Annotated in this window: 29 protein-coding genes; 24 read left to right on the top strand and 5 right to left on the bottom strand. The window is 72.4% G+C overall.

The window, feature by feature from the left end; all coding sequences use genetic code 11:
• The 3 genes from OJ962_RS00005 to rfbB all read left to right on the top strand — a co-directional run.
• Positions 1-430 (top strand): helix-turn-helix domain-containing protein (locus OJ962_RS00005; RefSeq protein ID WP_270006107.1); only part of this gene is annotated, 430 nt, incomplete at its 5' end.
• A 5-nt stretch (positions 431-435) separates the two neighbouring features.
• Positions 436-1281: a dTDP-4-dehydrorhamnose reductase gene (gene rfbD, locus OJ962_RS00010; RefSeq protein ID WP_202954847.1), complete on the top strand. Its 846-nt coding sequence runs from the start codon at positions 436-438 to the stop codon at positions 1279-1281.
• Positions 1282-1283: 2 nt separating this feature from the next.
• Entirely contained in the window at positions 1284-2273 is a 990-nt protein-coding gene (rfbB, locus tag OJ962_RS00015; protein WP_255525942.1) for a dTDP-glucose 4,6-dehydratase, read from the top strand.
• Here rfbB and OJ962_RS00020 read toward each other — a convergent pair.
• Positions 2270-2680, bottom strand: a complete 411-nt coding sequence (locus tag OJ962_RS00020) for a hypothetical protein (protein WP_202954845.1) — start codon at positions 2678-2680, stop codon at positions 2270-2272. The two genes, rfbB and OJ962_RS00020, sit on opposite strands and share 4 nt — an antisense overlap.
• A 40-nt stretch (positions 2681-2720) precedes the next feature.
• Here OJ962_RS00020 and OJ962_RS00025 point away from each other — a divergent pair, with 40 nt between their 5' ends.
• The 7 genes from OJ962_RS00025 to OJ962_RS00055 are packed head-to-tail and all read left to right on the top strand — an operon-like array spanning position 2721 to position 11394.
• Positions 2721-3407, top strand: a complete 687-nt coding sequence (locus OJ962_RS00025) for a uracil-DNA glycosylase (RefSeq protein WP_202954844.1) — start codon at positions 2721-2723, stop codon at positions 3405-3407.
• Positions 3290-4588, top strand: coding sequence for an MFS transporter (locus OJ962_RS00030; protein WP_270006109.1), 1299 nt, complete (start codon positions 3290-3292; stop codon positions 4586-4588). Before OJ962_RS00025 ends, OJ962_RS00030 begins: the two co-directional genes overlap by 118 nt.
• Positions 4585-5091, top strand: coding sequence for a cadmium resistance transporter (locus tag OJ962_RS00035; RefSeq protein WP_202954842.1), 507 nt, complete (start codon positions 4585-4587; stop codon positions 5089-5091). The genes OJ962_RS00030 and OJ962_RS00035 overlap by 4 nt, the downstream gene beginning before the upstream one ends.
• Before the next feature lie 33 nt (positions 5092-5124).
• Positions 5125-9483: a DEAD/DEAH box helicase gene (locus OJ962_RS00040; RefSeq protein ID WP_202954841.1), complete on the top strand. Its 4359-nt coding sequence runs from the start codon at positions 5125-5127 to the stop codon at positions 9481-9483.
• A 24-nt stretch (positions 9484-9507) separates the two neighbouring features.
• The gene (locus tag OJ962_RS00045; RefSeq protein ID WP_202954840.1) at positions 9508-9948 is read left to right on the top strand and encodes a hypothetical protein; all 441 of its coding nucleotides are present in this window, start codon (positions 9508-9510) and stop codon (positions 9946-9948) included.
• Complete coding sequence (locus OJ962_RS00050; RefSeq protein ID WP_202954839.1) at positions 9941-10714, top strand: DNA-formamidopyrimidine glycosylase family protein; 774 nt, start codon at positions 9941-9943, stop codon at positions 10712-10714. The genes OJ962_RS00045 and OJ962_RS00050 overlap by 8 nt, the downstream gene beginning before the upstream one ends.
• Entirely contained in the window at positions 10702-11394 is a 693-nt protein-coding gene (locus OJ962_RS00055) for a glycerophosphodiester phosphodiesterase (RefSeq protein WP_202954838.1), read from the top strand. Before OJ962_RS00050 ends, OJ962_RS00055 begins: the two co-directional genes overlap by 13 nt.
• Here the strand turns inward: OJ962_RS00055 and OJ962_RS00060 are convergent.
• Positions 11378-11845 (bottom strand): hypothetical protein, encoded by a 468-nt coding sequence (locus OJ962_RS00060; RefSeq protein ID WP_202954837.1) that lies wholly within the window; start codon positions 11843-11845, stop codon positions 11378-11380. The genes OJ962_RS00055 and OJ962_RS00060 overlap by 17 nt on opposite strands.
• Positions 11846-11902: 57 nt before the next feature.
• Between OJ962_RS00060 and OJ962_RS00065 the strand changes: the two genes are divergently transcribed.
• The 9 genes from OJ962_RS00065 (at position 11903) to OJ962_RS00105 (ending at position 18631) form a co-directional block, all read left to right on the top strand.
• Positions 11903-12424 (top strand): RNA polymerase sigma factor, encoded by a 522-nt coding sequence (locus tag OJ962_RS00065; protein WP_202954836.1) that lies wholly within the window; start codon positions 11903-11905, stop codon positions 12422-12424.
• Positions 12417-13484 (top strand): DUF4349 domain-containing protein, encoded by a 1068-nt coding sequence (locus OJ962_RS00070; protein ID WP_202954835.1) that lies wholly within the window; start codon positions 12417-12419, stop codon positions 13482-13484. The genes OJ962_RS00065 and OJ962_RS00070 overlap by 8 nt, the downstream gene beginning before the upstream one ends.
• 80 nt (positions 13485-13564) lie before the next feature.
• A complete protein-coding gene (locus OJ962_RS00075) occupies positions 13565-14212 on the top strand; it encodes a Crp/Fnr family transcriptional regulator (RefSeq protein ID WP_270006110.1) in 648 nt (215 codons plus the stop codon).
• Entirely contained in the window at positions 14202-14609 is a 408-nt protein-coding gene (locus OJ962_RS00080) for an NUDIX hydrolase (RefSeq protein ID WP_202954833.1), read from the top strand. The genes OJ962_RS00075 and OJ962_RS00080 overlap by 11 nt, the downstream gene beginning before the upstream one ends.
• Positions 14610-14626: 17 nt before the next feature.
• Positions 14627-15025, top strand: a complete 399-nt coding sequence (locus tag OJ962_RS00085; protein ID WP_028062855.1) for an ASCH domain-containing protein — start codon at positions 14627-14629, stop codon at positions 15023-15025.
• Between the two features lie 67 nt (positions 15026-15092).
• The gene (locus OJ962_RS00090; RefSeq protein WP_202954832.1) at positions 15093-16238 is read left to right on the top strand and encodes a hypothetical protein; all 1146 of its coding nucleotides are present in this window, start codon (positions 15093-15095) and stop codon (positions 16236-16238) included.
• 90 nt (positions 16239-16328) lie between these two features.
• Positions 16329-16619, top strand: a complete 291-nt coding sequence (groES, locus tag OJ962_RS00095) for a co-chaperone GroES (RefSeq protein ID WP_202954831.1) — start codon at positions 16329-16331, stop codon at positions 16617-16619.
• 27 nt (positions 16620-16646) lie between these two features.
• On the top strand, positions 16647-18281 hold the full coding sequence (gene groL, locus OJ962_RS00100) for a chaperonin GroEL (RefSeq protein WP_202954830.1): 1635 nt from the start codon (positions 16647-16649) through the stop codon (positions 18279-18281).
• A 131-nt stretch (positions 18282-18412) separates the two neighbouring features.
• Positions 18413-18631 carry a hypothetical protein gene (locus OJ962_RS00105; RefSeq protein WP_202954829.1) on the top strand — a complete coding sequence of 73 codons (219 nt, stop codon included), beginning with the start codon at positions 18413-18415 and terminating at the stop codon, positions 18629-18631.
• Between the two features lie 202 nt (positions 18632-18833).
• Here OJ962_RS00105 and OJ962_RS00110 read toward each other — a convergent pair whose 3' ends face one another.
• From OJ962_RS00110 to OJ962_RS00120, 3 genes are read right to left on the bottom strand one after another with little or no spacing between them, the layout of a single operon-like run.
• Entirely contained in the window at positions 18834-19607 is a 774-nt protein-coding gene (locus OJ962_RS00110; RefSeq protein ID WP_270006111.1) for an ABC transporter ATP-binding protein, read from the bottom strand.
• Complete coding sequence (locus OJ962_RS00115) at positions 19604-20590, bottom strand: FecCD family ABC transporter permease (protein WP_202954827.1); 987 nt, start codon at positions 20588-20590, stop codon at positions 19604-19606. Before OJ962_RS00115 ends, OJ962_RS00110 begins: the two co-directional genes overlap by 4 nt.
• Entirely contained in the window at positions 20591-21436 is an 846-nt protein-coding gene (locus OJ962_RS00120) for an ABC transporter substrate-binding protein (protein WP_202954826.1), read from the bottom strand.
• 72 nt (positions 21437-21508) lie between these two features.
• On the opposite strand from OJ962_RS00120, the gene OJ962_RS00125 reads away from it, so the two are divergent.
• The 5 genes from OJ962_RS00125 to OJ962_RS00145 all read left to right on the top strand — a co-directional run bounded on the left by OJ962_RS00125 (position 21509) and on the right by OJ962_RS00145 (position 26268).
• Positions 21509-22690, top strand: coding sequence for a hypothetical protein (locus OJ962_RS00125; RefSeq protein WP_202954825.1), 1182 nt, complete (start codon positions 21509-21511; stop codon positions 22688-22690).
• 24 nt (positions 22691-22714) lie between these two features.
• Entirely contained in the window at positions 22715-23752 is a 1038-nt protein-coding gene (locus tag OJ962_RS00130) for a hypothetical protein (protein WP_202954824.1), read from the top strand.
• A gap of 66 nt (positions 23753-23818) precedes the next feature.
• Positions 23819-24637: a HugZ family pyridoxamine 5'-phosphate oxidase gene (locus OJ962_RS00135; RefSeq protein ID WP_202954823.1), complete on the top strand. Its 819-nt coding sequence runs from the start codon at positions 23819-23821 to the stop codon at positions 24635-24637.
• A 57-nt stretch (positions 24638-24694) separates the two neighbouring features.
• Entirely contained in the window at positions 24695-25279 is a 585-nt protein-coding gene (locus tag OJ962_RS00140) for a TetR/AcrR family transcriptional regulator (RefSeq protein WP_202954822.1), read from the top strand.
• On the top strand, positions 25276-26268 hold the full coding sequence (locus OJ962_RS00145) for an alkaline phosphatase family protein (protein ID WP_202954821.1): 993 nt from the start codon (positions 25276-25278) through the stop codon (positions 26266-26268). The genes OJ962_RS00140 and OJ962_RS00145 overlap by 4 nt, the downstream gene beginning before the upstream one ends.
• Positions 26269-26276 lie beyond the last annotated feature (8 nt).

Raw genomic sequence — 26276 nt, forward strand, 5'->3', positions numbered from 1 at the left:
CGCCGCACCGGACGCGGCGGGTCCGGCGCGCGGGGCGGCCGGGCGCGGCGGCGCCGCACCCGCCGGTCAGGGCGTGACCTCCGCGGACGCGGGGTCTTCGTCTTCGCTCATCGTCGCCGTCGAGCACCTCCCCGCGCTGCTGCTGGCGGCCGAGCCGGCGCTCGCCGCGGACCTCGCGCGGTCGCGGCTCGCGCCGCTCGACGCGCTCGGGGACGGGCCGCGGGAACGGCTGGTGGAGACGCTCAGGGCGTGGCTGGACCGACCCGGGCAGGTGCAGGCCGTCGCCGCCGAGCTGGACGTGCACCCACAGACCGTGCGGTACCGGCTCAAGCAGCTGCGGGAGCTGTTCGGCGCGCGTTTGGAGGACCCGGAGGCGCGCTTCGAACTCGCGCTCGCGCTGCGGGCCGCGGACGGAGTCCGCTACACCTAGCGCCCATGCGCCTACTCGTCACCGGGGCCGCCGGCATGCTCGGCACGGACGTCGTCGCGGCCGCGGCCGTGCGGCACGAGGTCGTCGCGCTCGCCAGGGCCGACCTCGACATCACCGACGCCGAAGCGGTCCGCGCGGCCTTCCACGACACGCGGCCGGACGCGGTGATCAACTGCGCCGCCTACACGAACGTCGACGGCGCCGAGAGCGACGAGGAAACCGCCACGCGCATCAACGGCGACGGCGCCGGGCACCTCGCCGCGGCCGCCGCGGAGGTCCAGGCGCACATCGTGCACGTCTCGACCGACTACGTCTTCGCAGGCGACGCGACCGAGCCCTATCCGGAGGACGCGCCCGTCGGGCCGATCGGCGCCTACGGCCGCTCCAAGCTCGAGGGCGAGGTCAAGGTGGCGCAGGCCGCGCCGGCTTCCCACAGCATCGTCCGCACGGCGTGGGTCTTCGGGCCGCACGGCAAGAACTTCGTCGACACCATGCTCCGGCTCGGCGCCCAGCGCGAGGAGCTGTCGGTGGTCGACGACCAGCTCGGCTGCCCGACCTTCACCGGCCACCTGGCGCAGGCGCTGATCGAGGTCGCCGAGACGCGCCCGAACGGCATCCTGCACGTCGCCGGCGGCGGCCGGTGCACGTGGCGCGACCTCGCCGTGGCGACGTTCGCGGCCGCGGGCATGAACGTCACGGTCCACCCCACCACCACGGCCGCGTTCGGTGCCCCCGCACCGCGCCCCGCCTACTCTGTCCTCGGCTCCACCCGCTCGGACGCGCCCGCCTTGCCGTCGTGGCAGGAGGGCCTCAACGCCCATTTGACCCTCAGGGAGGTACTCGCGTCGTGAAGTTGCTTGCGACCGGCGCCGCCGGCTTCATCGGCGCGAACTTCGTCCACTACACGATGCGCAACCACCCGGAGTACGAGGTGGTCGTGCTGGACGCCCTCACCTACGCGGGCAACCGCGAGTCGCTCAAGCCGGTCGAGAACGAGATCGAGTTCGTCCAGGGCGACATCTGCGACGCGGCGCTCGTGGACCGCCTGGTCGCCGAGTGCGACACCGTCGTGCACTTCGCGGCGGAGTCGCACGTGGACAACTCGCTGCACGACCCGGCGCCGTTCGTGCAGACGAACCTGATCGGCACGTACACGATCCTCGAGGCGATCCGCAACCACGGCGCCCGCCTGCATCACATCTCGACGGACGAGGTGTTCGGCGACCTGGACCTCGAAGGCGACGACCAGTTCACCGAGCAGACGCCGTACGACCCATCGAGCCCGTACTCGGCGACCAAGGCCGGCAGCGACCTGCTGGTCCGCGCCTGGGCGCGCTCGTTCGGCATCCACGCGACGATCTCCAACTGCGCGAACAACTACGGCCCGTACCAGCACGTCGAGAAGTTCATCCCGCGCCAGATCACCAACGTCTTCACCGGCGCGCGCCCGAAGCTCTACGGCCAGGGCGAGAACGTGCGCGAATGGACGCACGTCGACGACCACAACGAGGCCGTCCACCTGATCCTGTCCAAGGGCGCGCCGGGCGAGACGTACCTGATCGGCTCCGGCGACGAGCGCAACAACAAGGCGATCCTCGAGCTCACGCTGGAGCTGCTGGGCGAGCCCGCCGACGCGTACGACCACGTCCCGGACCGCCCGGGCCACGACCTGCGCTACTCCAACGACTCCACGAAGATCCGCACCCAGCTCGGGTGGGAGCCCAAGTACGGCGACTTCCGCGCCGGCCTGCAGGCGACGATCGACTGGTACCGCGAGAACGAGTGGTGGTGGGGCCCGCAGAAGGCCGCCACCGAGGCGCGGTACTCCCAGCTCGGACGCTAAGAGGTGCCGAGGGCGGTGGCGCGCCACTCGCCGCGGTCCTTCACGAACGTGAAGGTCGCGGTGTTCTTGGCGTCCTCGCCCTGACGGACCGTCGCGGTCGCCGTCGTGCCGTTGACGTCGACCTTGACCACCTGCAGGTCGAAGTCGCTCGCGTCGCGGATCGCGCGGTCCATCTCGGACACGCAGTCGCCGTCCGCGGCGCGGATGTCGCGCAGCAGCTGCGGCGCGAGGATGTCGGCGCAGATCGTCCGCGCGTCGCGCGCGCGGCCCGCGGCGGCGAGATTGTCGACGACCTGCGCGACCTCCGCCTGGTCACCCGTGAACCTGCTCTCCTGGGTCTCCCCGGCAGCGCCGCACCCGCCGGCGAGCAGGGCGATGACGGGCAGGGCGATCACAGCGCGGCGCATACGCCCAAGAGCCTAGCCGGAGCTAGGATCGATCCGTCCCATGGCCGCCTTGGAAGCGCTCAACGAGGCGGTCGTCGACTGCCGCCGCTGTGACCGGCTCGTCGAGTGGCGCGAGCAGGTGGCGCGCGAGAAACGGGCCGCGTACCGGGACTGGACCTACTGGGGCCGCCCGATGCCGGGCTTCGGCGACCCCGCCGCCCGCATCCTCATCCTCGGCCTCGCGCCCGCGGCGCACGGCGGCAATCGCACGGGCCGGATCTTCACCGGCGACCGCTCGGGCGACTTCCTGTTCGCCGGCCTGCACCGGGTCGGGCTCGCCAACCAGGCCGAGTCGATCCACAAAGACGACGGCCTCGAGCTGCGCGGCGCGTACATGGTCGCCGCGGTGCGCTGCGCACCGCCCGCCAACCTCCCCACGCCGGAGGAGCGCGCGAACTGCAGCGAGTGGCTGGAGCGCGAGGTCGTGCTGCTGCCGGACGTGCACGTCGTGCTCTGCCTCGGCGGGTTCGCGTGGGAGAGCGCGCTGCGCCTGCGGGCCACGCTGAGCCGCACGCCGACGCCGCGGCCCAAGCCGAAGTTCGGCCACGGCGTGGTCGCCGACGGCGAGCCGTGGCCGCTGCTCGGCTGCTTCCACCCCAGCCAGCAGAACACGTTCACGGGCAAGCTCACGCCCGCCATGCTCGACGAGGTCCTGCAGCAGGCGAAGGACCTCGCCTGGGGCAGATGAGGCGCTACCTCGAGATCCTGCGCTCGCCCTACGTGGGCGTGCTGGTCGCGTCCTCGCTGTTCAGCCGCCTGCCGATCGGCATCAACGCGCTCGCCATCGTCCTCTACCTGCGCGAGCAGACGGGCTCGTTCGCGGTCGCGGGCGCGGTGTCGGGCACGCTCTCGCTGGGTTCCGCGCTGGGCGCGCCGCTGCAGGGCCGCTTCGTCGATCAGCTGGGGGCGCGCCGGGTCCTGTTGCCCGTCGCGGTGATCCACGCCGTCAGCCTCGGGGCGATCGTCGGCCTGGCCGAGCTCAGCGCCCCCACCGCGATCCTGCTGCTGTGCGGGTTCGTCGCCGGGTTCGCGGTCCCGCCGACTTCTTCGGTGCTGCGGTCGATGTGGACCGAGCTCGTCGAGCCGCGCCTGCACCAGGCCGCCTACGCGCTCGACAGCACCATGATCGAGCTGATCTTCATCTCGGGTCCCCTGCTGACCGCGCTGATTGCCGCGATCTTCTCGCCCGCGGGCGCGCTGATCGTCTCGGCCGTGGCGGTCGTCGTCGGCACGGCGATCTTCACCGCGCTCCCGCCCACGCGCCACGTCGAGAGTGACGGGGACCGCCCGGTACGCGGCCTGCTGGGCGCCCTCGCCTCGCCCGGTGTGCGCACGCTGGTCATCACGTCGTTCCCGACCGGCGTCGGCCTCGGGATGCTCGAGGTCGGCATCCCGGCCTTCAGCCGCGCCGAGGGCGCCGCGGCGACCGCCGGTGTGCTGCTCGCGGTGTGGTCCTTCGGCAGCCTGGTGGGCGGCCTCGCCTACGGGATGCTCCCGCGCCGGTCGCTGCACCGCACCCACATCATCCTCACGGCGGTGATCCCGCTCACGCTGCTGCCGCCCGCGCTCGCGCCGAACGTGTGGGCGATGGCGGTGCTGGTGATCCCGGCCGGCTGCGCGATCGCCCCGCTGCTCGCGACCCGCAACGAGCTCGTCGGCGGTGTGGCCCCGCCCGGGATGCGGACGGAGGCCTACACCTGGCCGATCACGTCCTTCGTGGGCGGGATCGCGGCCGGCGCGGCGCTCTCGGGCGCGCTGGTGGAAGGGCCGGGCTGGCAGACGGCGTTCCTGATCGCGGCCGCGATCTCGGCCACGGGCACCGTCGCGGCCCTGATCGGCCGGCACACGCTCGTGCCCGCCCGGGCATGAGCACGGTCGCGCAGGCCGTCGGGCTGTTCGTGGTCACGAACCTCGACGACCTCGCGCTGCTGGCGGTGCTCGTCGCGAGCGGCGTCTCGTTCGCCCGGCTCGTCGCGGGCCAGTACCTCGCGTGGGCGGCGATCGCGGTGCTCGCGGCGGGCGTGGTGGCGGTCGTGCCCGAGGACGCGCTGCGCTGGCTGGGGCTGCTGCCGATCGTGATCGGCGTCAAGGAGCTGCTCGAGCGTGAGGAGGAGCAAGCGCCGCTCGGCACGCCCAGCCTGGCCGCGATCGCGTTCGCCGGCGGCATCGACGACGTCGGCGTGCTGCCGCCGGTGTTCGCGGCCGCCGACACCGCGGTGTTCGTCGCCGTGTTCGCGGCGCTGATCGTGCCGTGGTGCCTGCTGGCCCGCTGGATCGCGACGCGCCCGCCCGTCGCGGCCGCGATCGAGCGGCTCGGCCGCTACGCCGTGCCCGTCGCGCTGATCGCGGTCGGCGTGGCCGTTTTGATCTAGACGTCAGGGGCACCGCGTAGTGTTCTTCGGTCCATGACGGATCCACTCGCTCAGTTCACACCTCAGGTTCGCGAGTGGTTCGGCCGGGCCTTCGCGGGGCCGACGGAGGCGCAGGCGCAGGCGTGGCCCGCGATCGCGACCGGGGAGCACGTGCTGATCTCCGCGCCGACCGGCTCGGGCAAGACGCTCGCGGCGTTCCTGTACGGCCTGGACCGCTTCGTCGCGAACCCGACGCACGAGCAGACGCGGCTCGTCTACGTCTCGCCGCTGAAGGCCCTGAGCTACGACGTGGAGAAGAACCTGCGCGCGCCGCTGCGCGGGATCGGGGCGGACCTGAACGTCGCCATCCGCACGGGCGACACGCCGCAGAAGGAGCGGCGGGACATGGTCAAGCACCCGCCCGACGTGCTGATCACCACGCCCGAGTCGCTGTACCTGATGCTCACGAGCGGCGCCCGCGCGATCTTCGAGGGCACGGAGACCGTGATCCTGGACGAGATCCACGCCGTCGCGCAGACCAAGCGCGGCGCGCACCTGGCGATCACGCTGGAGCGGCTGGTCGAGCAGGCGGACCGCGACGTACAGCGCGTCGGCCTGTCCGCGACGCAGAACCCGCTGGAGGAGGTCGGCCGCTTCATGGTCGGCCCCAAGCGCACGGCCACGATCGTGGACACCGGCGTGCGCAAGCCGCTGGACCTGAAGATCCACGTGCCGGTGGAGTCGATGGTGGAGCCGGAGACGATGGACATGGACCTGGACCCGTTCGCGGGCCAGGAGGCCACGCGCAAGTCGATCTGGCCGGCGATCTACCCCGAGCTGCTCAAGCTCGTGCGCGAACACACCTCGACGCTGATCTTCGTCAACAACCGGCGCGCGGCCGAGCGGCTCGCACTGCGGTTGAACGAGATCGCCGAGGAGAACATCGCGAGAGCCCACCACGGCAGCCTCGCCCGCGAGGAGCGGCTGATCGTCGAGGAGCAGCTGAAGGCCGGCGAGCTGCCGTGCCTGGTCGCGACCTCCTCCCTCGAGCTCGGCATCGACATGGGCGCCGTGGACCTCGTCCTGCAGGTGGAGTCGCCCAAGTCCGTCACCGCCGGCCTGCAGCGCATCGGCCGCGCCGGCCACAACGTCGGGGACACGTCGAAGGGCCGCATCTTCCCGAAGTTCCGGGCTGACCTGCTGGAGTGCGCCGTGGTCGCCCAGCGCATGCGCGAGGGCAAGATCGAGACGACCGTCGTCCCGCGCAACCCGCTGGACGTGCTCGCGCAGCAGATCGTCGCGATCGCCGCGACCGACGAGGACACGCCGATCGCGGTCGACCAGCTCGCGGCGATGCTCGCCCGCACGTACACGTACGCGGAGCTCTCGCGCCAGCAGCTCGAGAACGTGCTGGACATGCTGGACGGGCGCTATCCGTCCGAGGAGTTCGGCGAGTTGCGCCCGCGCATCGTGTGGGACCGCGTGAACGGGACGATCCGCCCGCGCAAGGGCTCGCGGGCGCTGGCGATCACGAACGCGGGCACCATTCCGGACCGCGGCCTGTACTCGGTCAACCTCCCGGACGGCCGCCGCGTCGGCGAGCTCGACGAGGAGATGGTCTACGAGGCGCGGCCGGGCCAGACGTTCCTGCTCGGCGCCTCGTCCTGGCGGATCGAGGAGATCACGCGCGACCGCGTGATCGTCACGCCCGCCCCGGGCGTCCCGGGCGCGGTGCCGTTCTGGAAGGGCGACGGGCTCGGCCGCCCGCGCGAGCTGGGCGAGGCGATCGGCGCCTTCGCGCGCTGGGCCGTCGACGAGGACCCGTCCACGCTGGCCGAGAGCCACCACCTGGACGAGAAGGCGGCCGTCAACCTCGTGCAGTTCCTGCGCGAGCAGCAGGAGGCGACGCGGGTCATCCCGTCCGACCGCACGATCGTCGTCGAGCGCTTCCGGGACGAGATCGGCGACTGGCGCGTGTGCGTGCTCTCGCCGTTCGGCGGCCGCGTGCACGCCGCCTGGGGCCTCGCCTTGAGTGCCCGCATCCGCGAGGTCTACGGCCTCGAGTCGGACGCGATCTGGTCCGACGACGGCATCATCGTCCACCTCCCCGACGCCGACGAGCCGCCGGACGAGGAGCTGATGCTGATCGACCCGGACGAGCTCGAGGACCTGGTGGTCGGCGAGCTGGGCGGGAGCGCCCTGTTCGGCGCGCGGTTCCGCGAGAACGCCGGCCGCGCGTTGCTGATCCCGCGCGCCTACCCGGGCCGGCGCACGCCGCTGTGGCAGCAGCGCCTGAAGTCCCAGTCGCTGCTGGAGGTCGCGCGCCGTTACGCGCAGTTCCCGATCGTGCTGGAGACCTACCGCGAGGTCCTGCGCGACGTGCTCGACCTGCCCGGCCTGCAGGAGCTGCTGACCAAGCTGCACCGGCGCGAGCTGTCGCTGGTGACGGTGGAGACCGAGACCGCCTCCCCGTTCGCCTCCAGCCTGCTGTTCGACTACGTCGCCACGTACATGTACGAGGGCGACCAGCCGAACGCCGAGCGGCGCGCCGCCGCGCTGGCGCTGGACCGCGAGCTGCTGCGCGAGCTGCTCGGCCAGGAGGAGCTGCGCGAGCTGATCGACCCGGGCGCCCTGGAGACGGTCGAGGCCGACCTGCAACGGCTGTCCGAGCGCACCCGGGCCGACTCCGTGGACGCGCTGCACGACGTGCTGCGCCGCGTCGGCGACGTCACGCTCGAGGAGGCGATCGCGCGCGGCGGCACGGAGGCGTGGCTGGAGCAGCTCAAGGGCGAGCGGCGGGTCGCAAAGCTGCGCGTCGGCGGCGAACAGCGCTGGGTGGCGGCCGAGGACGCCGGGCTCTACCGGGACGCGCTCGGCGCCGTCCCGCCTTCCGGCCTGCCCGAGGCCTTCATCGCCGACGTCCCGGACGCGATGGACCGGCTGGTGCGCCGCTACGCGCGCACGCACGGGCCGTTCGAGACTGTCGCGCTGCGCGAGCGCTACGGGCTGGACTTCACGCCCGTGCTCGAGCGGCTGGAGTCCGCGGGCGACCTCGTGCGCGGCGAGCTGCGGCCCGGCGGCACCACGCGTGAGTGGTGCGATCCCGAGGTGCTGCGGCGGCTGCGTCGCGCCTCCCTGGCCGCGCTGCGCGCCGAGATCGAGCCCGCGGACCAGCGCGCCTACGCCCGCTTTCAGGCCTCCTGGCAGGGGGTGGACCGCCACCCGCCGGCCGGCGCCGGGATCGACCGGCTGCGCGAGGTGCTCGTCCCGCTGCAGGGCTTGCCGCTGCCGCTCGAGGTGTGGGAACGGGACGTGTTGCCGCGCCGCACCGGCGCCTACTCGCCGAACTGGCTGGATCAGCTGTGCGCGTCCGGTGAGGTCGTGTGGGTCGGCGCGGGCGCGTTGGGCCGCCGCTCCGGCCGCGTGGCGCTGTACTTCCGCGACGACGCGCCGCTGATCGGCCCGCCGCCGAAGGCCGCCGATGCGCCGACCGAGCCGATCCACACCGCGATCCGTGAGCGCCTCGCCGCCGGCCCGTGCTTCTTCACCGACCTGCTGACCGACGTCGCCGGCTTCACGACGGAGGAGCTGCAGAACGGGCTGTGGGACCTCGTGTGGGCGGGCGAGGCGACCAACGACGCGTTCGCGCCCCTGCGCTCGCCGAAGCTCACCGCGGCGACCCCGCAGTGGTCGCAGCGCGCCCGGGCCGAGCGCAAGCGCACGTTCGGATCGCGGCGGCGGGGCGGCGCGCAGCCGGCCGTCCAGGGCCGCTGGTCGCTCACGCCGCCGCTGTTCCGGGCCGGCGACGAGGACCCGTCCGCGCGCCGGCGGACACAGGCCGAGCTGCTGCTGGAGCGCTACGGCATCGTCACCCGCGAGCAGGTGCTGGCCGAGGGCATCCCGGGCGGCTTCTCCAGCCTCTACGACTCCCTCGCCGCGCTGGAGACGATCGGCGTCGCCCGCCGCGGGTACTTCGTCGAAGGGCTGGGCGGCGCGCAGTTCGCGCTTCCGGGCGCCGTCGAGCGCCTGCGCGCGCAGAAGGACGACGACGCCGCCCCGCCGATCCTGCTCGCCGCCACCGACCCGGCCCAGCCGTACGGCGCGGCCCTGAAGTGGCCGGACTCGCCGCGTCGTCCCGCCCGCCAGGCCGGCGCCTACGTCATCCTGGCCGGCGCCGAGCCCGTGCTGTTCGTCGAGCGCGGCGGCAAGGGCCTGCAGGTCCTCGTGGACGCTGACGACCCGCGCGTGGAGCCGTCGCTGGCCGCGCTCGCCGAAGCGGTCAAACGCGGCCGCATCAAGCGGCTCGCGCTGGAGAAGGTCGACGGCGAGCCCGTGGTCGGCTCCCCGTGGGAGGAGCCGCTGCTCGAGCTCGGCTTCCGTGCCGGCCCGCGCAAGCTGACGCTCACGACTTGAGCGGCCGTCTACGCTCGCAGCGGCGTGATCCGCAGGGTGATGATCGACACGATGGTGTTCGACGCGCTGCACGACGACCCGGATGGGCGAGACGCCGTGCTGACGGCGATCCGCGAGGGCGCGCTGGAGCTGCTCACGACCCACGTGCAGGAGGACCAGGTGGCGGCGATCCGCGACGCGGTGCGCCGAAAGGCGCTGCAGCGGCTGCCGCGGACGGTCGTTCCCTCCTCCGTCGTGGTCGAAGGTGTGACACGCACGGGCCGTGCGCGGGTGAAGCCGGACAGCCAGTACGCACGTATGCGTGATGTGCGGCATTTCCAGGACTCGCTGATCGCGGACGCGACCGCCGCGCGCGCCGACCTGCTCGTGACGGACGACCGACGGCTGGCGCGCGAGGCGTACGAGGCGGGCAACGACGTGTGGTCCAGCGCCGAGCTGCTCGAGTGGGCGACACGCCGTGCCTGAGGGCGACACGATCCACTACGCGGCGAACAAGATCCGCCCCGTGCTGCAGGGACACGTGCCGGATTCGATCGAGACGCCGCACCCGCGCTTCGGGCGCGACCGCTGGCCGCAGAAGCTCGCGGGCAGCGCGGTGCGCTCCGTCGACGCGCACGGCAAGAACCTGTTCATCCGCTTCGACAACGGGCTGACGATCCACAGCCACCTGCGGATGACGGGCAGGTGGCGCACCCGGCCCGGGGACTGGCGCACGCCGCGCAACACGTGGCTGATCCTGCGCCACGGGAACATGCTCGTCGCGCAGATCAACGGCCCGGTGCTCGAGCTGATGACCGACAGCCGAACGCGCTTCGACCGGCGACTGGCGATGCTCGGCCCGGACATCCTCGCGCCCGAGCTCGACGAGGCCGGCATCCTGCGGCGCCTGCGCGAGGACGACCCGACGCGGCCGATCGGCGACGCGCTGCTCGACCAGCGGATCCTCGCCGGGATCGGGAACCTGTGGAAGGTCGAGGGCTGCTTCGCGGCCGAGATCGACCCGTGGCGGCGCACGGGCGACGTCTCCGACGAGGAGGTGCTGCGCATCCTGCGCCTGACGCGCCCGCGGATGCAGCGCTCGGCGCGCGACGGGATGCAGGACCGCTTCAAGCTCGTCTACGGCACGGTCGGCCAGGACTGCCCGCGCTGCGGGAAGTTGTCAAAGATCCGTTCCCGCGGGCAGGGCGACGACAACCGCATTACATACTGGTGTCCACGATGTCAGCGCTGAGACGGATCGGCCACAAGGGCGCCGACCTCATCGTTCCGGGCAACACGCCCGCCTCGTTCGACGCCGCGCTCGAGCACGGCGTGGACATGATCGAGTTCGACGTGCTCGAGCACGAGGGTCGCCTGCTGCTGGCCCACGACTACGCGCACGTGGACGGCGCGCCGACGCTCGAGGAGGGCCTCGCGCACCTGGCGAGCAGCGCCTTCGAGGGGATCGAGCTCGACGTGGATCTCAAGCTCCCGGGCTATGAGCAGCGCGCCGTCGAGCTGCTGCGCGAGTACGACCTCGTCGAGCGGACGCTGATCTCGACGATGTGGATGCGCTCGCTGATCGTCCTGCGCGCGCTGGAGCCGCGTCTGCGGCTGGGCTGGAGCGTGCCGCGCCTGAAGTCCGACCCCACGCAGTCGTGGGTCACCAAGCTGCCCGCCTACGCGGGCGCAGCCTGGGTGCGCACCAAGCTGCCGGGGGCGGCGCGGGCGCACATCGGCGCCGGCCGCTGCGACGCGATCATGTCCCACTGGCGGCTCGTCACGCCGCGCCTGGTGCGGGCGATCAAGGAAGCGGGCGGCGAGCTCTACGTGTGGACCGTCGACGACGGGCCGCGCATCAGCAAGCTGGAGCGGCTGGGCGTGACGGGCGTCATCACGAACGACCCGAGGTTGTTCACAGCAAGCACGTAGCCGCTGAGTAGCCGACCGGGTCGGAGCCGGCCTTGGTGGGGTGCCCGGCCTCGGTCGCGGCCTCCTGCTCGCGCGGGAGCGTGTTGCCGCGGCGGGTGCGGAACTTCACCACGCCGCGCAGCGTCACCGGCGTGGTGCGCTTGGCGAACGTGAAGCTCCAGCCGTACTCGAGCGGCACGCCCTTGGCGATGCCGACGTTGCGCCAGCCCGAGTCGGCGTCCTCGACGTCCTCCCACGTGCCGTCCGCGAGCCGGTACTGGACGCGGAAGCGCATGGAGAGCCGCGCACCCTTCGGTGTGCCGGGCATCGACGCGCGGATGCCGATCGCGTCAGGCTGCTTGGCCGTGTCGCAGACGTTGACCGTGGCCCACAGCTCCGCCGGTTCCCGCGCGATCGCAGCAGCGGGCAACAGCACCAGGACAGCGAGAGCGACCACCACCACGCGCAGCATCGGGCGAAGGAATCTAGCGCGGCTGTGATGGATCCCGGAGAGGTTCGTAGTGAGGGTGTGACGGCCACCACCGCGACCGTGCCCACGACGGCGGAGCGCGCGCTGAACTTCGACGCGCTGTACCGCGAGTCACGGGATGATGTCTTCGCCTACGCCGCGACGCTTCTGCGTGACAGCGCGGCCGCCGAGGACGTGACCGCAATGGCGTTCGAGCGCGCCTACCGCAAGCGCTCACGCTTCGACGCCCGCCGCGGCTCACCGCGCGCGTGGCTGTTCGGCATCGCCCGCAACGCGGCCCTGGACGAGCTGCGCCGGCGCAAGCGCGCGGCGACGGCCGAGATCCCCGGGCCGCTGGAAGAGCCGAGCCCGGACGAGGCGGCCGAGCTGGCGGCGGCGCGCGACGCCGTCCGCGCCGCGCTCTCGACGCTCGCTGCGCGCGACCGCGAGGTGATCGCGCTCAAGTACCACGCCGACCTCTCCAACGCCGAGATCGCCGAAGTCCTCGGCGTGAGCGCCACGAACGCCGGCACGCTCCTGCACCGCGCCATGACCAAGCTCCGGGAGGCCGTCGATGCCTGATCTCGAGACCCTCCTGCGGGACGTCAAGCCTGAGCCCGACCCCGCCTGGACGCTCAAGCTCGACACCCGGGTGGCCAACCGTTTCCCCCAGCCGCCGTCACGGTTCAAGCGGCGCATGATCACGATCGGCGAGCACATGGTCGCGATCGTGGCGTCCCTGGCCGTGGCGGGCGTGATGGCCGTGGTCGTGATCGCCGGGCTTTCCGGCGGCGGCGGCGATGAAGAAGAGCCCGCGTCGGGCGGGAGCGGCGAGGTCGCGGCGATGGCCCCGACCGAGCCGAACTCGATGTCGGAGGACTCGTCGGGCGCGTCGAGCGCCGCGCAGCCCGAGTCCAAGCGCTCCGTCGTGCCCGCGACGGTCGCGCCGCAGGACCGCGCGGTCAAGACCAACGCGTCGCTCACCCTCTCCACGACACCCGACCGGGTCCCGGCCTTGGCCGATCGGGTGATCGCGACCGTCGACTCCCTCGGCGGCTTCGTGCAGAGCTCGCAGGTGGAGCAGCCCAGCGAGCGCACGGCGAGCGCGACCCTCGCCCTGCGGATCCCGTCCGCCCGGCTCGACGACGGCCTGGCGCGCATCTCCAAGCTGGCGCACGTGAAGGCGCGCTCGCAGCAGACGGAGGACCTCACGGACATGCGCGAGGTGCTCGAGTCGCGGGTCCGCGACGCGCGGGCCGACCGCGAGGGGCTGCGCAACCGTCTCGCCAAGGCGACGACCGACAAGGACCGCCAGCGGCTGCGCGCCGCGCTCGACCGCGCCTCCCGCCGCGTCACCCAGGCGCAGCGCGAGGTGAACGAGCTCGGCGCGGAGGTCAGCTATGCGACGGTCGACCTGTCGATCGAGGGCGAGCGCCGCCGCGGCGCGGCGGCCGCGCCCGGCGACCGCTGGACGCCGGGCGACGCGATCGGGGACGCCGTACGTGTGCTGGAGGTGATCGCGGGCGTGGCGCTGATCGCGCTGGCGATCATCTTGCCGATCGCCGCGATCGCGCTCCTGGCCGTGTTCGCGGGCCGGATCTTCACCCGCAGACGGCGCGAGCGGGCCCTCGAGGTGGCATAAGTTCCGCCGGGGGTGGTAGACCCCCGGTGAACGTGACCGGCAGCACACTCCCAACCGCAGAGCTTCTCGCCCGGGTCCCGGTGTTCGTCTCGCTGGGACCCGACGACCTCGCGCTCGTCGCCGAGGTCTCGCACCCGCGCCGCTTCGGCGCGGGTGAGGTCGTCTTCCGCGAGGGGGACGAGTCCAACACCTGTTACGTCGTGCGGTCCGGCCACGCGCGGGCCGTGCGCGAGCACGCCGACGGGCGCCAGATCGCGCTCGCCACCTTCGGCCCCGGCGACATCTTCGGCGAGCTCGCGATGTTCGACGACGAGCGCCGCAGCGCCACGGTGGAGACGATCGATGCCGTCGAGGCGCTCGCGATCCTCGGCCCGGACATGCGCCGGCTGATGCTGCGCCGGCCGCAGCTGGCGGTGGCACTCGCCGGATCGCTGGCGCGCCGCCTGCGCGCCACCAATGAGCGCCTGGCCTCGCAGTCGTTCCAGACCGTGCAGTCGCGCGTGGCGAGCGTGATCGCGCAGCTGGTGCAGCAGGCGGTGGCCGAGGGCGCGCCCGAGGGCGACGTCCAGATCACGGCCACGCAGGCCGATCTCGCGATGCTCGCGGGCTCCTCCCGTGAGTCCGCGTCCCGGTTCCTGGCGACGCTCGAACGGGCAGGCGTGATCTCTCAGGGACGTGGCCGGCTGGTCGTCCACGAACCCGACGCGCTGCGCAACTATGTCTACTGAGCGCGAGACGTCCTACGGCGGTGTGGTCCTGCGCGGGGAGGAACTCCTCGTCATCACACCCGCCGGCAAGCGCGTCACCGGGTTGCCCAAGGGCGGGATGGAGGACGGCGAGACGCCCGAGGAGGTCGCGGCGCGCGAGGTGCGCGAGGAGACCGGCGTGGTCGCGAACGTGCTCGAGCCGCTCGGGGATGTTCGCTACACCTACCGTCGGGGTGGTCGGCGGGTGCGCAAGACCGTCCACTTCTTCCTGTGCGAGTACGTCGGAGGCTCCACGAGCGACCACGACCACGAGGTCGACGACGCCCGCTGGATCGCGCTCGAGAGCGCCCCGGACACGCTCTCGTACCCCGGCGAGCGGGCGCTGATCGGGCGCCTGCTGTCCAAGAAGGCTTCTTGACGCTAGTCTGCCGCGTCGTGCAGGTCCTCAACTTCTACTCCACGGTGTTCGCCGACCAGATGAAGCGCGGTCGCAAGACCGCCACCATCCGCCTCGGCGACAAGCGGCACAAGTACCGCAAGAACCAGGTCGTGCTCGTCACCGTCGGCTACCAGTACTCGCCGCGCGAGAAGCTGTTCCACGCCGTCATCGACAACGTGGAGGTCAAGCGGGTCAAGGACCTCTCGCCGCGCGACATCGAGCACGACAACCCCGAGTTCCGCCGGACGGAAGAGCTCGTCCACTTCCTCAAGCAGATCTATGATCGCGAGGTCGCCCTGGATGACACGGTCACGGTCGTGCGCTTCTCACAGATCGTCGAGAACCCGCCGGACTTCCAGGATCGCCTCCGCGGCGTGGGCGGCGCTCAGAACTAGCCTTCTCGCGCTCGCTCTGGCCCCGGCCACGGCGAGCGCCTGCGTCTGCATCCCCGGCCATCCGGCCATGTCGCTCGCCGGGGCGCAGAACGCGGTGGTCGGCGTCGTCGAGTCGCGCACGGCGGCGGCGGGCGCCCTCGAATACTCCGTGCGCGTCGAGCGTGCGCTGAAGGGATCGCCGGGCGAGCGCGTCACGCTGCGCAGCGCCTTCACCTCCTGCCAGGTCCAGCTGACGGTCGGCGCGCGCGTCGGGCTGCTCTATGACGCCGGCGGCGAGATCTTCGCGTGCAGCACGTCGGACCCGGAGACGCTGATCGCGGCGAGCGAGCTGCCTGCCCCGAGCGGCACCGCGCGGCTGGTGGCCGCGGTCACCGGCGTGCGCGGCACGGACACGGTCCAGCTCGGGGCCGACGGGCGGGTCGCGGGCTACGGCGTCGCCCAGGGGCAGGTGCTCGCGCAAAGCCGCTGCGCGACGGACGGCGTCGTGCAGGCCCTCCGCGGCGCGGACGGCCGGGTGCGCCTGGCGAGGACGTCCGCGGGCGGCTTCTCGGGGTCCACCGCGGTGCCGGTCCGGGACGCGGTCGCGGTGGGGTGCACCGGGCAGGGCGACCGGCTGTGGGCGGTCGGCCGGCGCGACGGCGAGATGGTGCTGCTCTCCGTGCGCCACGGGCGCGTCCGGGAGCGCATGCACCGCCGCGCCGACGCCGCCGCGATCGTCGGCTCGCGCGCGTACTTCGCCCACGGCCGCCTGGTCCGGATCGTTCCGCTCACCGGCGGGAGGCTGCGCTCGGCCCGGATCAGGGGCGAGTTCACGTCGATCTCCGGCTACGGCCACCGCGTCGCCGGGCGCCTGCGGGACGGCCGCTCGGCGGTGCTCGACGTCCGCTCGGGGAAGCTCGTCACCGGCGCGGGCGGACGGCTCACGTGGCTCGACGACGATCGGCTGCTCGGCGCGGACGGCGTCTACGACACGCGCCTGCGGCGGCTGCGCGCCGTCTCGACGCGCGGCGCACTGGTCGGCGTGGACGACGGCGCCGCGTTCTTCAGCGACGGCGACGTGCTCTACCGGCTCGCGCCGGGAGCCAGGCGAGCCACGCGCTTCGCCCAACTCCCGGGCTCCGTCACGTCAGTCGTGACGGCGCCTCGGGCGTTCGCGTCGCGCGCGTCTTGGCACTCCTGTGAAGAGAGTGCCAAGCAGCCCTTGACGACCTGAAATTTCGTCGTATCATGCACCTCCGCTGGCACTCTCTCCCTGAGAGTGCCAACAGATTCAACAGGCACCCATCTGAGTGGAGGTCACTCAATGAAGCTGAAGCCGCTGGGCGATCGTTTGATCGTCAAGGCCGTCGAGGAGGAAGCGACCACCGCTTCCGGCATCGTTCTTCCTGACACCGCCAAGGAGAAGCCCCAGAAGGGCAAGGTCCTTGCCGTCGGCGACGGGAAGCTCGACGACAACGGCCAGCGCCAGCCCCTCGACGTCGTCGAGGGTGACGAGGTCCTGTACTCGAAGTACGGCGGCACCGAGATCACGGTCGACGGCGAGGACCTGCTGGTCCTGCGCGAGTCCGACGTCCTCGCCAAGGTCGCCGGCTAACGGCTTTTCAAGGAGACCTGAAGACACATGGCTCACAAGGAACTCAAGTACGACGTCGAGGCCCGCAAGGCCCTCGAGCTCGGTGTTGACGCGGTCGCCAACGCCGTCAAGGTGACCCTCGGCCCGCGTGGCCGCTACGTCGTCCTGGACAAGAAGTTCGGTGCTCCCACGATCACGAACGACGGTGTGACCATCGCGCGTGAGATCGAGGTCGAGGACGTCTTCCAGAACCAGGGCGCCCAGCTCGTCCGCGAGGTCGCCACGGCGACCAACGACGTCGCCGGCGACGGCACGACGACGGCGACGGTGCTCGCCCAGGCGATCGTCCGCCAGGGACTGAAGAACGTCGCTGCCGGCGCCAACCCGCTCGGTCTCAAGAAGGGCATCGAGATCGCCGTCGATCAGGTCGTCGAGCACATCCGCTCGCAGGCCAAGGAGATCTCCGGCAAGGACCAGATCGCCCGCGTCGCCACCATCTCGGCCGGTGACGAGGAGATCGGCGACGTCATCGCCGACGCGATCGACAAGGTCGGCAAGGACGGCGTCGTGAACGTCGAGGAGGGCCAGACGTTCGGCATGGACCTCGAGTTCACCGAGGGCATGCAGTTCGACAAGGGCTACATCTCGCCCTACATGGCGACCGACCAGGAGCGCATGGAGGGTGTCCTCGAGGACCCCTACATCCTCATCGCCAACCAGAAGATCGGCTCCGTCCGTGACCTCCTGCCCGTCCTGGAGCAGGTCATCCAGTCCGGCCGCCCGCTGCTGATCATCGCCGAGGACGTCGAGGGCGAGGCTCTGGCCACGCTGATCGTCAACAAGCTCCGCGGCACGTTCACGGGCGTCGCCGTCAAGGCGCCGGGCTTCGGCGATCGCCGCAAGCGCATGCTCGAGGACATCGCGATCCTCACCGGCGGCGAGGTCATCACCGAGGAGATGGGCCTCAAGCTCGAGAACACGCAGCTCTCGCAGCTCGGTCGCGCCCGCCGCGTCGTCGTCGCCAAGGACAACACGACGATCGTCGACGGCGCCGGCGATGCGGACGCCATCAAGGGCCGCATCAACCAGATCAAGGGCGAGGTCGAGAACACCGACTCCGACTTCGATCGCGAGAAGCTGCAGGAGCGCCTCGCCAAGCTCTCCGGCGGTGTCGCCGTCGTCAAGGTCGGCGCGGCCACCGAGACGGAGATGAAGGAGAAGAAGCACCGCGTCGAGGACGCCCTGCAGGCGACCCGCGCGGCGCTCGAAGAGGGCATCGTCCCGGGCGGCGGCATCGCGCTCGTCGAGGCGGCTGCGGCCATCAACGTCGACGCCACCGGCATCGACGACGAGAAGACCGGCCTGCGCATCGTCCTGCGCGCGCTCGAGGAGCCGCTCCGCCAGATCGCGGAGAACGCCGGCTTCGAGGGCTCGGTCGTCGTCAACGAGGTCCGTCGCGCCGAGGCCGGCATCGGCCTCAACGCCGCGACCGGCGAGTACGTCGACCTGGTCGGCGCGGGCGTCATCGACCCCGCCATGGTCACGCGCTCCGCGCTGCAGAACGCGGCCTCCATCGCCAAGAACATCCTCACCACCGAGGCGATCGTCGCCGAGGTCCCGGAGAAGGACGGCGCCGGCGGCGGCATGGGCGGCGGCATGCCCGACATGGGCGGCATGATGTAAACCAGCCTCACGGCTGAAGCTCTTCGGGGCCCCGGGAGGGGCCCCGTTGCGTTTAAGGGGGCGGCGAACCGACGGCCGGCCGCCGGTTATCCGCCTCGCCGGCTCCGGGCGGCTCGGCGATGCTGCGGCACATGGACGATCTTCGCCCCCGCGTGCGGGAACTCGAGCAGCTGGTGGACCACCTCTACGCGACGCTGAACGTCGCCCGACCCGCCCCGGACACGAGCGTGAGCCCTGAGGTGCGCGCGCTCGTCGCCGGCGGCAAGACGCTGCACGCGATCAAGATCTACCGCGAGGAGACGGGCTGCGACCTCGTGACGGCCAAGACCGTCATCGAGTCGCTGACGTGAGGTGCCAGCCGCCGCACACGGAGCACTGGTACGGCCGGGTCGCCGCGGCGCGGCCCGGAATTGCGTTCATCAGGGCGATCGAGCGCGCCTCCGCCTCGCTCGCGTAGCGCTCCTTCGTCTCGCATGAGGCGCGCTGCGCGGGTGGCGGCCGGAAGACGACCGGCTCAGGACCCGGTGCGCGGCGGTTGCGACGCGGCACGGCTCAGCGTCCGAGCCAGTTCACGTGCAGCGCGCCGCGCTCGTCGAGGGAGGCGTCCACGCGCCAGACCTCGCTCAGACGCTCGCGCGTGAGCACCTCGTCGGGCTTGCCGGTGGCGGCGGTGCGGCCGTCGGCCATGACGACCACGGTATCGGCGATCGCCGCGGCCAGGGCGAGGTCGTGGACGACGAGGATCACGGACAGGCCGTCGTCGGCCAGCCGGCGCAGCAGCCGGGCGACGATCGCGGTGGCGCCGAGGTCCAGGTGCGAGGTCGGCTCGTCGGCGATCAACACGGGCGCCTCCTGGGCGAGCCCGACCGCGATCTGGACGCGCTGGAGCTCGCCCCCGGACAGCGTCGTCAACCGGCGCTCGGCGAACTCGAGCGTGCCGGTGCGCTCCAGCGCGTGCTCGACGGCCTCACGATCGTGCCGGGTCGGGCGCGCGAAGGCCTTGATGTGCGGGGAACGGCCGAGCTCGACGGCCTCGCGGACGGTCACGCCCGCGGGCACGGGCGCGCGCTGGGGGACGAAGGCGCGCAGGCGCGCGATCTTGCGGCCCTTGAGCTCGCCGAGCGGGATGCCGCCCCAGCAGACGTCGCCCTGCTCCATGGGCTGCAGACCGGAGACCGCGCGCGAGAACGTGGATTTGCCCGCGCCGTTGGGCCCGACGACCGCGAGCAGTTCTCCCGCGTGGACGCTCATCGAGGCGCCGTGCAGGATCGGCGTGTCGCCGATCTTGACGTGCACGTCGCGCGCGACGAGGCGCGGCTCGCTCACACCGCCTCCCGAAGCAGCCACAGGAACAGCGGGACGCCGATCACGACCATCAGCGGGCCGACGGGCAGCTCGATCGGCGCCAGCACGACCCTCGCGAGCGTGTCCGCGGCGACCAGCAGCGCGGCCCCGCAGAGCGCGCTCGCGGGCAGGACGAACCGGTGCGAGGCTGTCCCGCCGGCCAGCCGCACGAGGTGCGGGATGACGAGCCCGAGGAACCCGAGCAGGCCGGCGATCGCCGCCGCACTCGAGGCCAGCAGCGCCGCGGCGGCCGCGGCGGCCAACCGCACGAGCCGGGGACGACCGCCCAGGGACGCGGCCACGTCGTCGCCGAGCGCGAGCCGGTCCAGCGGCCGTGCCAGGAACACCGCCATCAGGAAGCCGACGAGAAAGTAGGGCCACACGACGCTCAGCGAGGACCAGCCGTCCGAGCTCAGGCCGCCCGCGAGCCAGAACACCGCGGACTGGACGCGGTCGCTGAAGGCGACCATCAGCGACGTCGTGGCCGCGCCGAACAGCGCGGTGATCGCGATGCCGGCCAGGATGACGCGGCCGATCGACCCCGCGTGCGCGCCCGACCAGCCGATCGCGAACACGATCGCGGCGGCGGTGATGCCGAACACGAGCGCCCCCACGGGCAGCAGCGCGATCGCGCTCGGGAACGCCAGCAGGGTGAGCATCGCGCCGAAGCCGGCGCCGCCCGTCACGCCGATCACGTCCGGCGAAGCCAGCGGGTTGGCGAGCGAGCCTTGGAGCAGCGCGCCCGCGACCCCCAGGGCCGCGCCGACCACCAGCGCCGAGATCGTCCGCGGCAGCCGCAGCTCGACGATGATTTGCCGCAGCGGCCCTTCCTCGGCCTGGCCGGTCAGTGCCTCCCAGATGTTGGCCAGGGGCACGTGCACCGCCCCGAGCGCCATCGACGCCGCGGCGGCGGCGACGAGGGCGACGGTGGCGGTGAGGACGACGGACGAGCGCCGGACGGTCACCTAGTAGTTCTTCAGGAACTTGGCGCGGACGCTGCGGATCGTCGCCGCGACGCCCGGGTACGGCTGCAGCAGCTGGTTGCCCGTGGCGACGTACACGCGGTTGTTCTTGACCGCGCGCGTGTTGCGCCAGTTCGGGTTCGAGCGGTAGTACTGCGCGAGCCGGTTGATCGCGCCCGGGTTGCCGTGCGGGACGGCGATGATGATGTCCGGGTTGCGCTGGACGACGATCTCGTCCGAGATGCGGGCGATGCCGCTCGGCGCGCGCAGGCCCTGCGTGAGCAGCTGGCCGCCGGCCTTGGCGACGACGTCGCCGCCCCAGGAGTTGGCGAGCATCGCGTACGGCGTGCGGCCGACGCCGAGGATCACGAGCACGCGCGGGCGGCGCTTGATGCCCTGCTGGGCGGCGCGAACGTCGTTCTCGATCTTGGTGGCGAGGGCGTTGGCGGCGCGGGTGCGGCCGAGGATCTTGCCGATCGCGCGCGTCTCGTGCCCGACGGCGGCGATGCTCGACGGGTCGGACTCGTAGACCTTCATGCCGAGCCGGCGCATGGCGGGCGTGCCACGCTGCCACGTCTTGCTCGAGAGCACGATGCTGGCGTTGTAGGTGGCCAGTTGCTCCATGTTCGGGCCGAGCGGGTGCGAGAGCGGGATCACCGGCACGTTGCGGAGCGACGCGAGGTACTGATCGGTGCCTCCGAGGGTCTGCCCGACCACGACGGGGCGGACGCCGAGGCGCGTGATGGTGGAGGCCGAGAAGGGGGTCAGCGCGGCGACGCGGGGAGCGGCCTGCGCGGGAGCGGCGTAGACGAGGAGCGCCAGGAGGATGGCGGCGACTAGGCGGATCATGGCGGGCGATTAGGCTACCCTAAGTTGGTGTGTTAGGGTCCCTTTCCGTCCACCACGGTCGGAATTGGACCCATGTCACCGTCTCGCCCCGTCTTCGCCGTTGCCGTCGCGCTCCTCGCGGTTGCGCCGAGCCCTGCCACCGCCCAGTCGACGGCGCCCAAGATCGAGCTCTCCGCCGCAGGGAAGCGCGCGCTGAAGCCGCTCACGCTGTCCACCGGCACCCTGACGGTGACCAACGCGTCGGTCACCGCAGCGGCACGGGTCGCCGTCAACGGCACGCTGCGCTTCAAGGCGGGCAAGCGCTCGGCCAACGCCACCGCGCTCAGCCTCACCGTCGGGCGCACCTCCTCGTACGTCGCCGCGCGCCTCGGTAGGAAGAACCTCCGGCTGCTCGCGGTCAAGCCGACGCGGCCCCCACAGCTCGACGCCGCGCGCGGCGCTGTCAGCCTCGCCGGCGCCCGCATCGCGCTCACCCCGGCCGCGGCGAAGGCGCTGCGCACCGCGCTCAAGCTCGAGCGCACGCCGTCGACGAAGACGCTCGGCACGCTGAGCGTCGCCTACGCGCCCACGCCGATCGAGGGCGGCTCGCCGCTGCCGGCGCCCGCGCCGGGCCCCAGCGTGCCCCCGGCCGCGACGGCAACGCCCACGCCGTCCGCCACGGCCACGCCGACGCCGGAGACCTCCACCGAGCGCCCGCCCTGCGACGCCGCTCGCTTCACCGCCGCGCCGGCCGGCAGCGTCGACTGGCTCAGCTGCGACCTTCCCGGCACGCGTGACCTCTTCAGCTGGACGCGCTACGTCCTCACGTCGAACCTCCCGGTGTGCTCGACCGAGGCGTCGTCGATCGTGGCGTCCGGCGGCGCCGCACGGCTGCTGGCGACGCACGCCTTCGATCACCGGTTCCCGGTCGAGTCGGTCTCACCCGACGGACGCACGCTGCAGCTGCGCGGGACGATCACCTACGCGAAGCCCTCGCTCGGCATCAACGAGGTGATCCGGGACCTGCGGATCGTCTTCGCCGCCGACGGGCAGAGCGGCGAGATCTTCGCCAGCGGCCTCAGCGCCCCGCGTCAGGACACGTGCGGCACGCCGTCCGACGCCTACACGGGCGAGAAGGTCATGGACTTCACCGCCACGCGGAGCAACGGCTACGTGCGGCTTCACGCCACGGTCGCGGCGGGCAACCAGCGCCTCGGCGGCGGCCAGTACGAGCCCGGCCGGCCGTGGGGCTCGTTCACCTTCCCCGAGCGTTGACCCTGATCCAGTGAAAGGACTCCGATGATCACCATCAACCGCCGCCTCGCCGGTCCGGCCCTGGCCGGCGCGCTGCTCACCGCGGCCGCGCCCGCGAGCGCCGCCGACTTCACCGTCACCGGCGGCCGCCTCGACTGGACGATGGCGAACCAGTTCGACAGCACGACCGACAACACCCGCACGTGGCTTGGGTACGCGACGCAGACGACCGGCGGCTTCCCGCCCAACGGCCGCATCGAGGCGACCGCGCCGGCGACCCTGACGAACCCCGTCGGCGCGTCGATCCCCGGGCTCAACGGCACCGCGACGCCGACCCCGGCGCGCGGCGTCAATGAGCGCTACAAGCTCACCTACCCCGCCTCCGCCACCGGCAGCACGTTCAGCACCACCAGCGGCGGCAAGCTCTCCGCCACCGTCGAGCTGACCGGCAAGTTCACCTTCATCATCCACGAGGGCCGCAACTTCAAGCCAGGCACGATCGTCGATCCGGTCATCACGATCGACGGCGCGACCGGCACGCTGCGCAGCTCGGGCACGAAGATCGCGCCCGCGGTGACGAGCTACGACCGCAACGACGTCCAGTTCAACCTCGACCTGAGCGACGCGACCGTCAGCAAGCGCCCGGATGGCTCGCACGCGATCACGAACATCGTCCCGGTCAGCACCGCCCAGTCGATCCTCTCGGGCTTCGGGGCCAACTCGCGCCTGTACGGCACGATGGCGCTGACCGTCGCCGCCGACGAGATCCTCACCGCCGCCGCTCCCGCCAAGGACGGCGCGACCGGCCCGGCCGGTCCCGCGGGCCCGGCCGGCAAGGACGGCCGTGACGCCGAGCTGCGCGTGATCCGCCTCTCCAGGGCCGCGTTCGCGACCAAGGCCGAGGTGCACGTGCGCCTGATCGACCCCGCCACGAAGAAGACGGTCGCCCGTGGCACCGTCGAGCGCCGCACGCTGCGCCTCAGCGTCCTGCAGGGCACGACGCTCAAGGGCGGCACCTACACGCTGCAGCGCACGGCCAAGAAGGCCACGGGCAAGCGCACCGCGACGATCTCCTTCAAGTAGCCCGCGACAACTTGGCGACAGGTGTCTTGATCTTCGGGACACCTGTCGCTAACGTCCCCGAGCGTCGTGACCGCCTTCCCCGTTGATCACATCGCTCCGGCCGACGTCCTCACGGTCGCGGAGCCGCTCGAGCCCGTCGCTCCCACCACCACGCGCACCCCGGCCGAGGAAGCGCGCACGCTCGTCGCCCAGGGCAAGATGGCCGCCCTGGCCACCAGCAGCGAGGACGGCACGCCGTGGGCGTCCGCCGTGCTCTACGCCGCGCTCCCGGACGGCACGCCGATCCTGTGCCTGTCCACGCTCGCCGAGCACGGCCGCAACCTCACGCGTGAGCCGCGCGCGTCGTTGATGGTCGGCGAGGCCGAGCCCGTCGGTGACCCACTCGACAGCGGCCGCGTCACGCTCGCCGGCCACGCCGAGGCGCTCGTCGACGGCACGCCGGAGCACGAGGCCGCCGTCGCCGCGTACAAGCAGGCGTCGCCCGCGTCCGGCCTGTACGGTGGCTTCGGCGACTTCACCTACTACGCGCTGCGCATCGAGCGCGTGCGCTGGGTGGGAGGCTACGGCCGCATGGACTCCACGGACGCCGACACCTACCACGCCGCCGAGCCCGACCCGGTCGCCCCGGGCGCCGCGTACGCGATCAAGCACCTCAACTCCGACCACGCGCACAACCTGCTGGACATGGCGCGCGCCCTCGGCGGCCACCCGGACGCGACCGAGGCCAAGTGCGTGCGGATCGACCGCTACGGCCTGGACCTGCACGTGCAGACGCCGCGTGGCTTCACCGAGACGCGGATCGCGTTCGCCGAGGCGGCGAACAAGCCGGGCGACCTGCGGGGCGCCACGGTCGAGCTGGCCCGCCGCGCCCGCGGCGAAGCCTGACGCCTTCGCGCCCCCGAGCGGTTCGGGGGCGCCACCCGCACGTCTAGCATTCCTCGAATGCCGCAGATCGACGCGCCCACCGTCGCCGAGCACCGCGCGCAGCAGCGCGAGGCGCTCCTCGACGCCGCCGAGCAGATCCTGCTCGAGGAGGGCCACGCGGCGCTCACGTTCGGCCGCCTCGGTGACCGCACCGGGCTCGCGCGCAACTCGATCTACCGCTACTTCGGCTCCCGCGACGACCTGATTGCGGCGCTGTGCGAGCGCGACATGCCGCGCTGGCTGCAGGACCTGCGCGCCGCCATGGACGCCGCCGACGACGCGGACGGCCGCATCGAGGCGTTCGTCGCGACGCAGCTACGGCTCGTGGTCGCCGGCGCGCACCGGCTCGCCCAGCTGCTCGGTGACGCGCCGCTCGGCCCGGCGGTCCGCGCCCGCATCAACGCGCTCGCCTACCGTCCCGCGGCGCTGCTGGTGGACGAGCTCAAGCTCCAGGGCGATCCGGACGCCGAGCTCGCCGCCCAGCTCGTCCAGGGCGTCGTGAACGCGGGCGTCCGGCTGCTGCACACCTCCTCGATCCACGAGGTCGAGCCGCTGACCGTCTCCCTCGCCCAGACGCTCGTGCGGTCCCGCGCCACGCGGTGACCGGCTTCGCGGACCTGCCCGCGCGCATCGACGCGCTCGCCGCCGAGCACGACCAGCTCGCCGTCGTGCTGCTGGACGCGTTCGGCTGGGCGTTCGTGCAGCGCCACGGCGACCACCCGCTCCTGCGCCGGCTCGAGATCACGCCGGCGTCCTCCCAGTTCCCGTCGACGACGACCGCGCACCTGACGACGCTCTACAGCGGCCTGCCCGTGACCGAGCACGGCCTGTACGAGTGGCGCTGCTACGAGCCGCTGGTCGGGGACGTGATCCGGCCGCTGCGGTTCGCGCTCGGGGCCTCCAACGACCCGCTGCCGATCACCCCGCAGGAGCTGTTCCCGTGGCCGAGCCGGTGCGCGGGCGCGACGGTGCTGCAGCCGGCGCCGATCGCGGACACGCCGTACGGCTCGGCGGCGTTCGCGGGCGCCACGGTGCGCGGTTTCGACACGTTTGAGGAGGCGGTCGGGCTGCTCGGCGAGCTGCCGGGGGTCACCTACCTGTACTGGGACGCGATCGACGCCACCGGCCACCGCGAGGGACCGTCGAGCGAGGCGTTCGTGCAGCAGTCCCTGCGCGCACTCGACGCGCTGGCAAAAGTGCGCACGCCCATGCTCGTCACCGCCGATCACGGGCAGCTCGACGTGCACACCACCGACCATCTGGACCTGTTCTGGTCCGAGCTGCCGCGCCACCTCACCCGCCCGCCGGCCGGTTCGGCGCGCGACCTCTTCCTGCACGTGGACGACCCCGAGCTGGTGATCACGGAGCTGTCCGCGCGGCTCGAGCACCGCGCGCAGGTGCGGCGGGCCGACGAGCTCTTCGACCACATCGGCCCACGCCTGCGCGAGCGCCTGGCCGACGTGTGCGTGCTGCCTGCGCCCGGCCGGATGGCGGCGCTGACCGGCTTCCCGAGCGCGGAGCAGCGCTTCAAGGGCCATCACGGCGGGCTCACGCCGGAGGAGTCGCAGACCTGGATCGGCTTCCAGGCATGATCTGACGC

The organism is Solirubrobacter deserti, from assembly GCF_027587175.1.
Taxonomy (GTDB): domain Bacteria; phylum Actinomycetota; class Thermoleophilia; order Solirubrobacterales; family Solirubrobacteraceae; genus Solirubrobacter; species Solirubrobacter deserti.

Coding starts and splice junctions, on each gene's coding strand:
- rfbD (WP_202954847.1), top strand. CDS start 436: ATGCGCCTACTCGTCACCGGGGCCGCCGGCATGCTCGGCACGGACGTC.
- OJ962_RS00020 (WP_202954845.1), bottom strand. CDS start 2,680: ATGCGCCGCGCTGTGATCGCCCTGCCCGTCATCGCCCTGCTCGCCGGC.
- OJ962_RS00025 (WP_202954844.1), top strand. CDS start 2,721: ATGGCCGCCTTGGAAGCGCTCAACGAGGCGGTCGTCGACTGCCGCCGC.
- OJ962_RS00035 (WP_202954842.1), top strand. CDS start 4,585: ATGAGCACGGTCGCGCAGGCCGTCGGGCTGTTCGTGGTCACGAACCTC.
- OJ962_RS00040 (WP_202954841.1), top strand. CDS start 5,125: ATGACGGATCCACTCGCTCAGTTCACACCTCAGGTTCGCGAGTGGTTC.
- OJ962_RS00055 (WP_202954838.1), top strand. CDS start 10,702: ATGTCAGCGCTGAGACGGATCGGCCACAAGGGCGCCGACCTCATCGTT.
- OJ962_RS00060 (WP_202954837.1), bottom strand. CDS start 11,845: ATGCTGCGCGTGGTGGTGGTCGCTCTCGCTGTCCTGGTGCTGTTGCCC.
- OJ962_RS00070 (WP_202954835.1), top strand. CDS start 12,417: ATGCCTGATCTCGAGACCCTCCTGCGGGACGTCAAGCCTGAGCCCGAC.
- OJ962_RS00080 (WP_202954833.1), top strand. CDS start 14,202: ATGTCTACTGAGCGCGAGACGTCCTACGGCGGTGTGGTCCTGCGCGGG.
- OJ962_RS00090 (WP_202954832.1), top strand. CDS start 15,093: ATGTCGCTCGCCGGGGCGCAGAACGCGGTGGTCGGCGTCGTCGAGTCG.
- groES (WP_202954831.1), top strand. CDS start 16,329: ATGAAGCTGAAGCCGCTGGGCGATCGTTTGATCGTCAAGGCCGTCGAG.
- groL (WP_202954830.1), top strand. CDS start 16,647: ATGGCTCACAAGGAACTCAAGTACGACGTCGAGGCCCGCAAGGCCCTC.
- OJ962_RS00105 (WP_202954829.1), top strand. CDS start 18,413: ATGGACGATCTTCGCCCCCGCGTGCGGGAACTCGAGCAGCTGGTGGAC.
- OJ962_RS00120 (WP_202954826.1), bottom strand. CDS start 21,436: ATGATCCGCCTAGTCGCCGCCATCCTCCTGGCGCTCCTCGTCTACGCC.
- OJ962_RS00125 (WP_202954825.1), top strand. CDS start 21,509: ATGTCACCGTCTCGCCCCGTCTTCGCCGTTGCCGTCGCGCTCCTCGCG.
- OJ962_RS00130 (WP_202954824.1), top strand. CDS start 22,715: ATGATCACCATCAACCGCCGCCTCGCCGGTCCGGCCCTGGCCGGCGCG.
- OJ962_RS00140 (WP_202954822.1), top strand. CDS start 24,695: ATGCCGCAGATCGACGCGCCCACCGTCGCCGAGCACCGCGCGCAGCAG.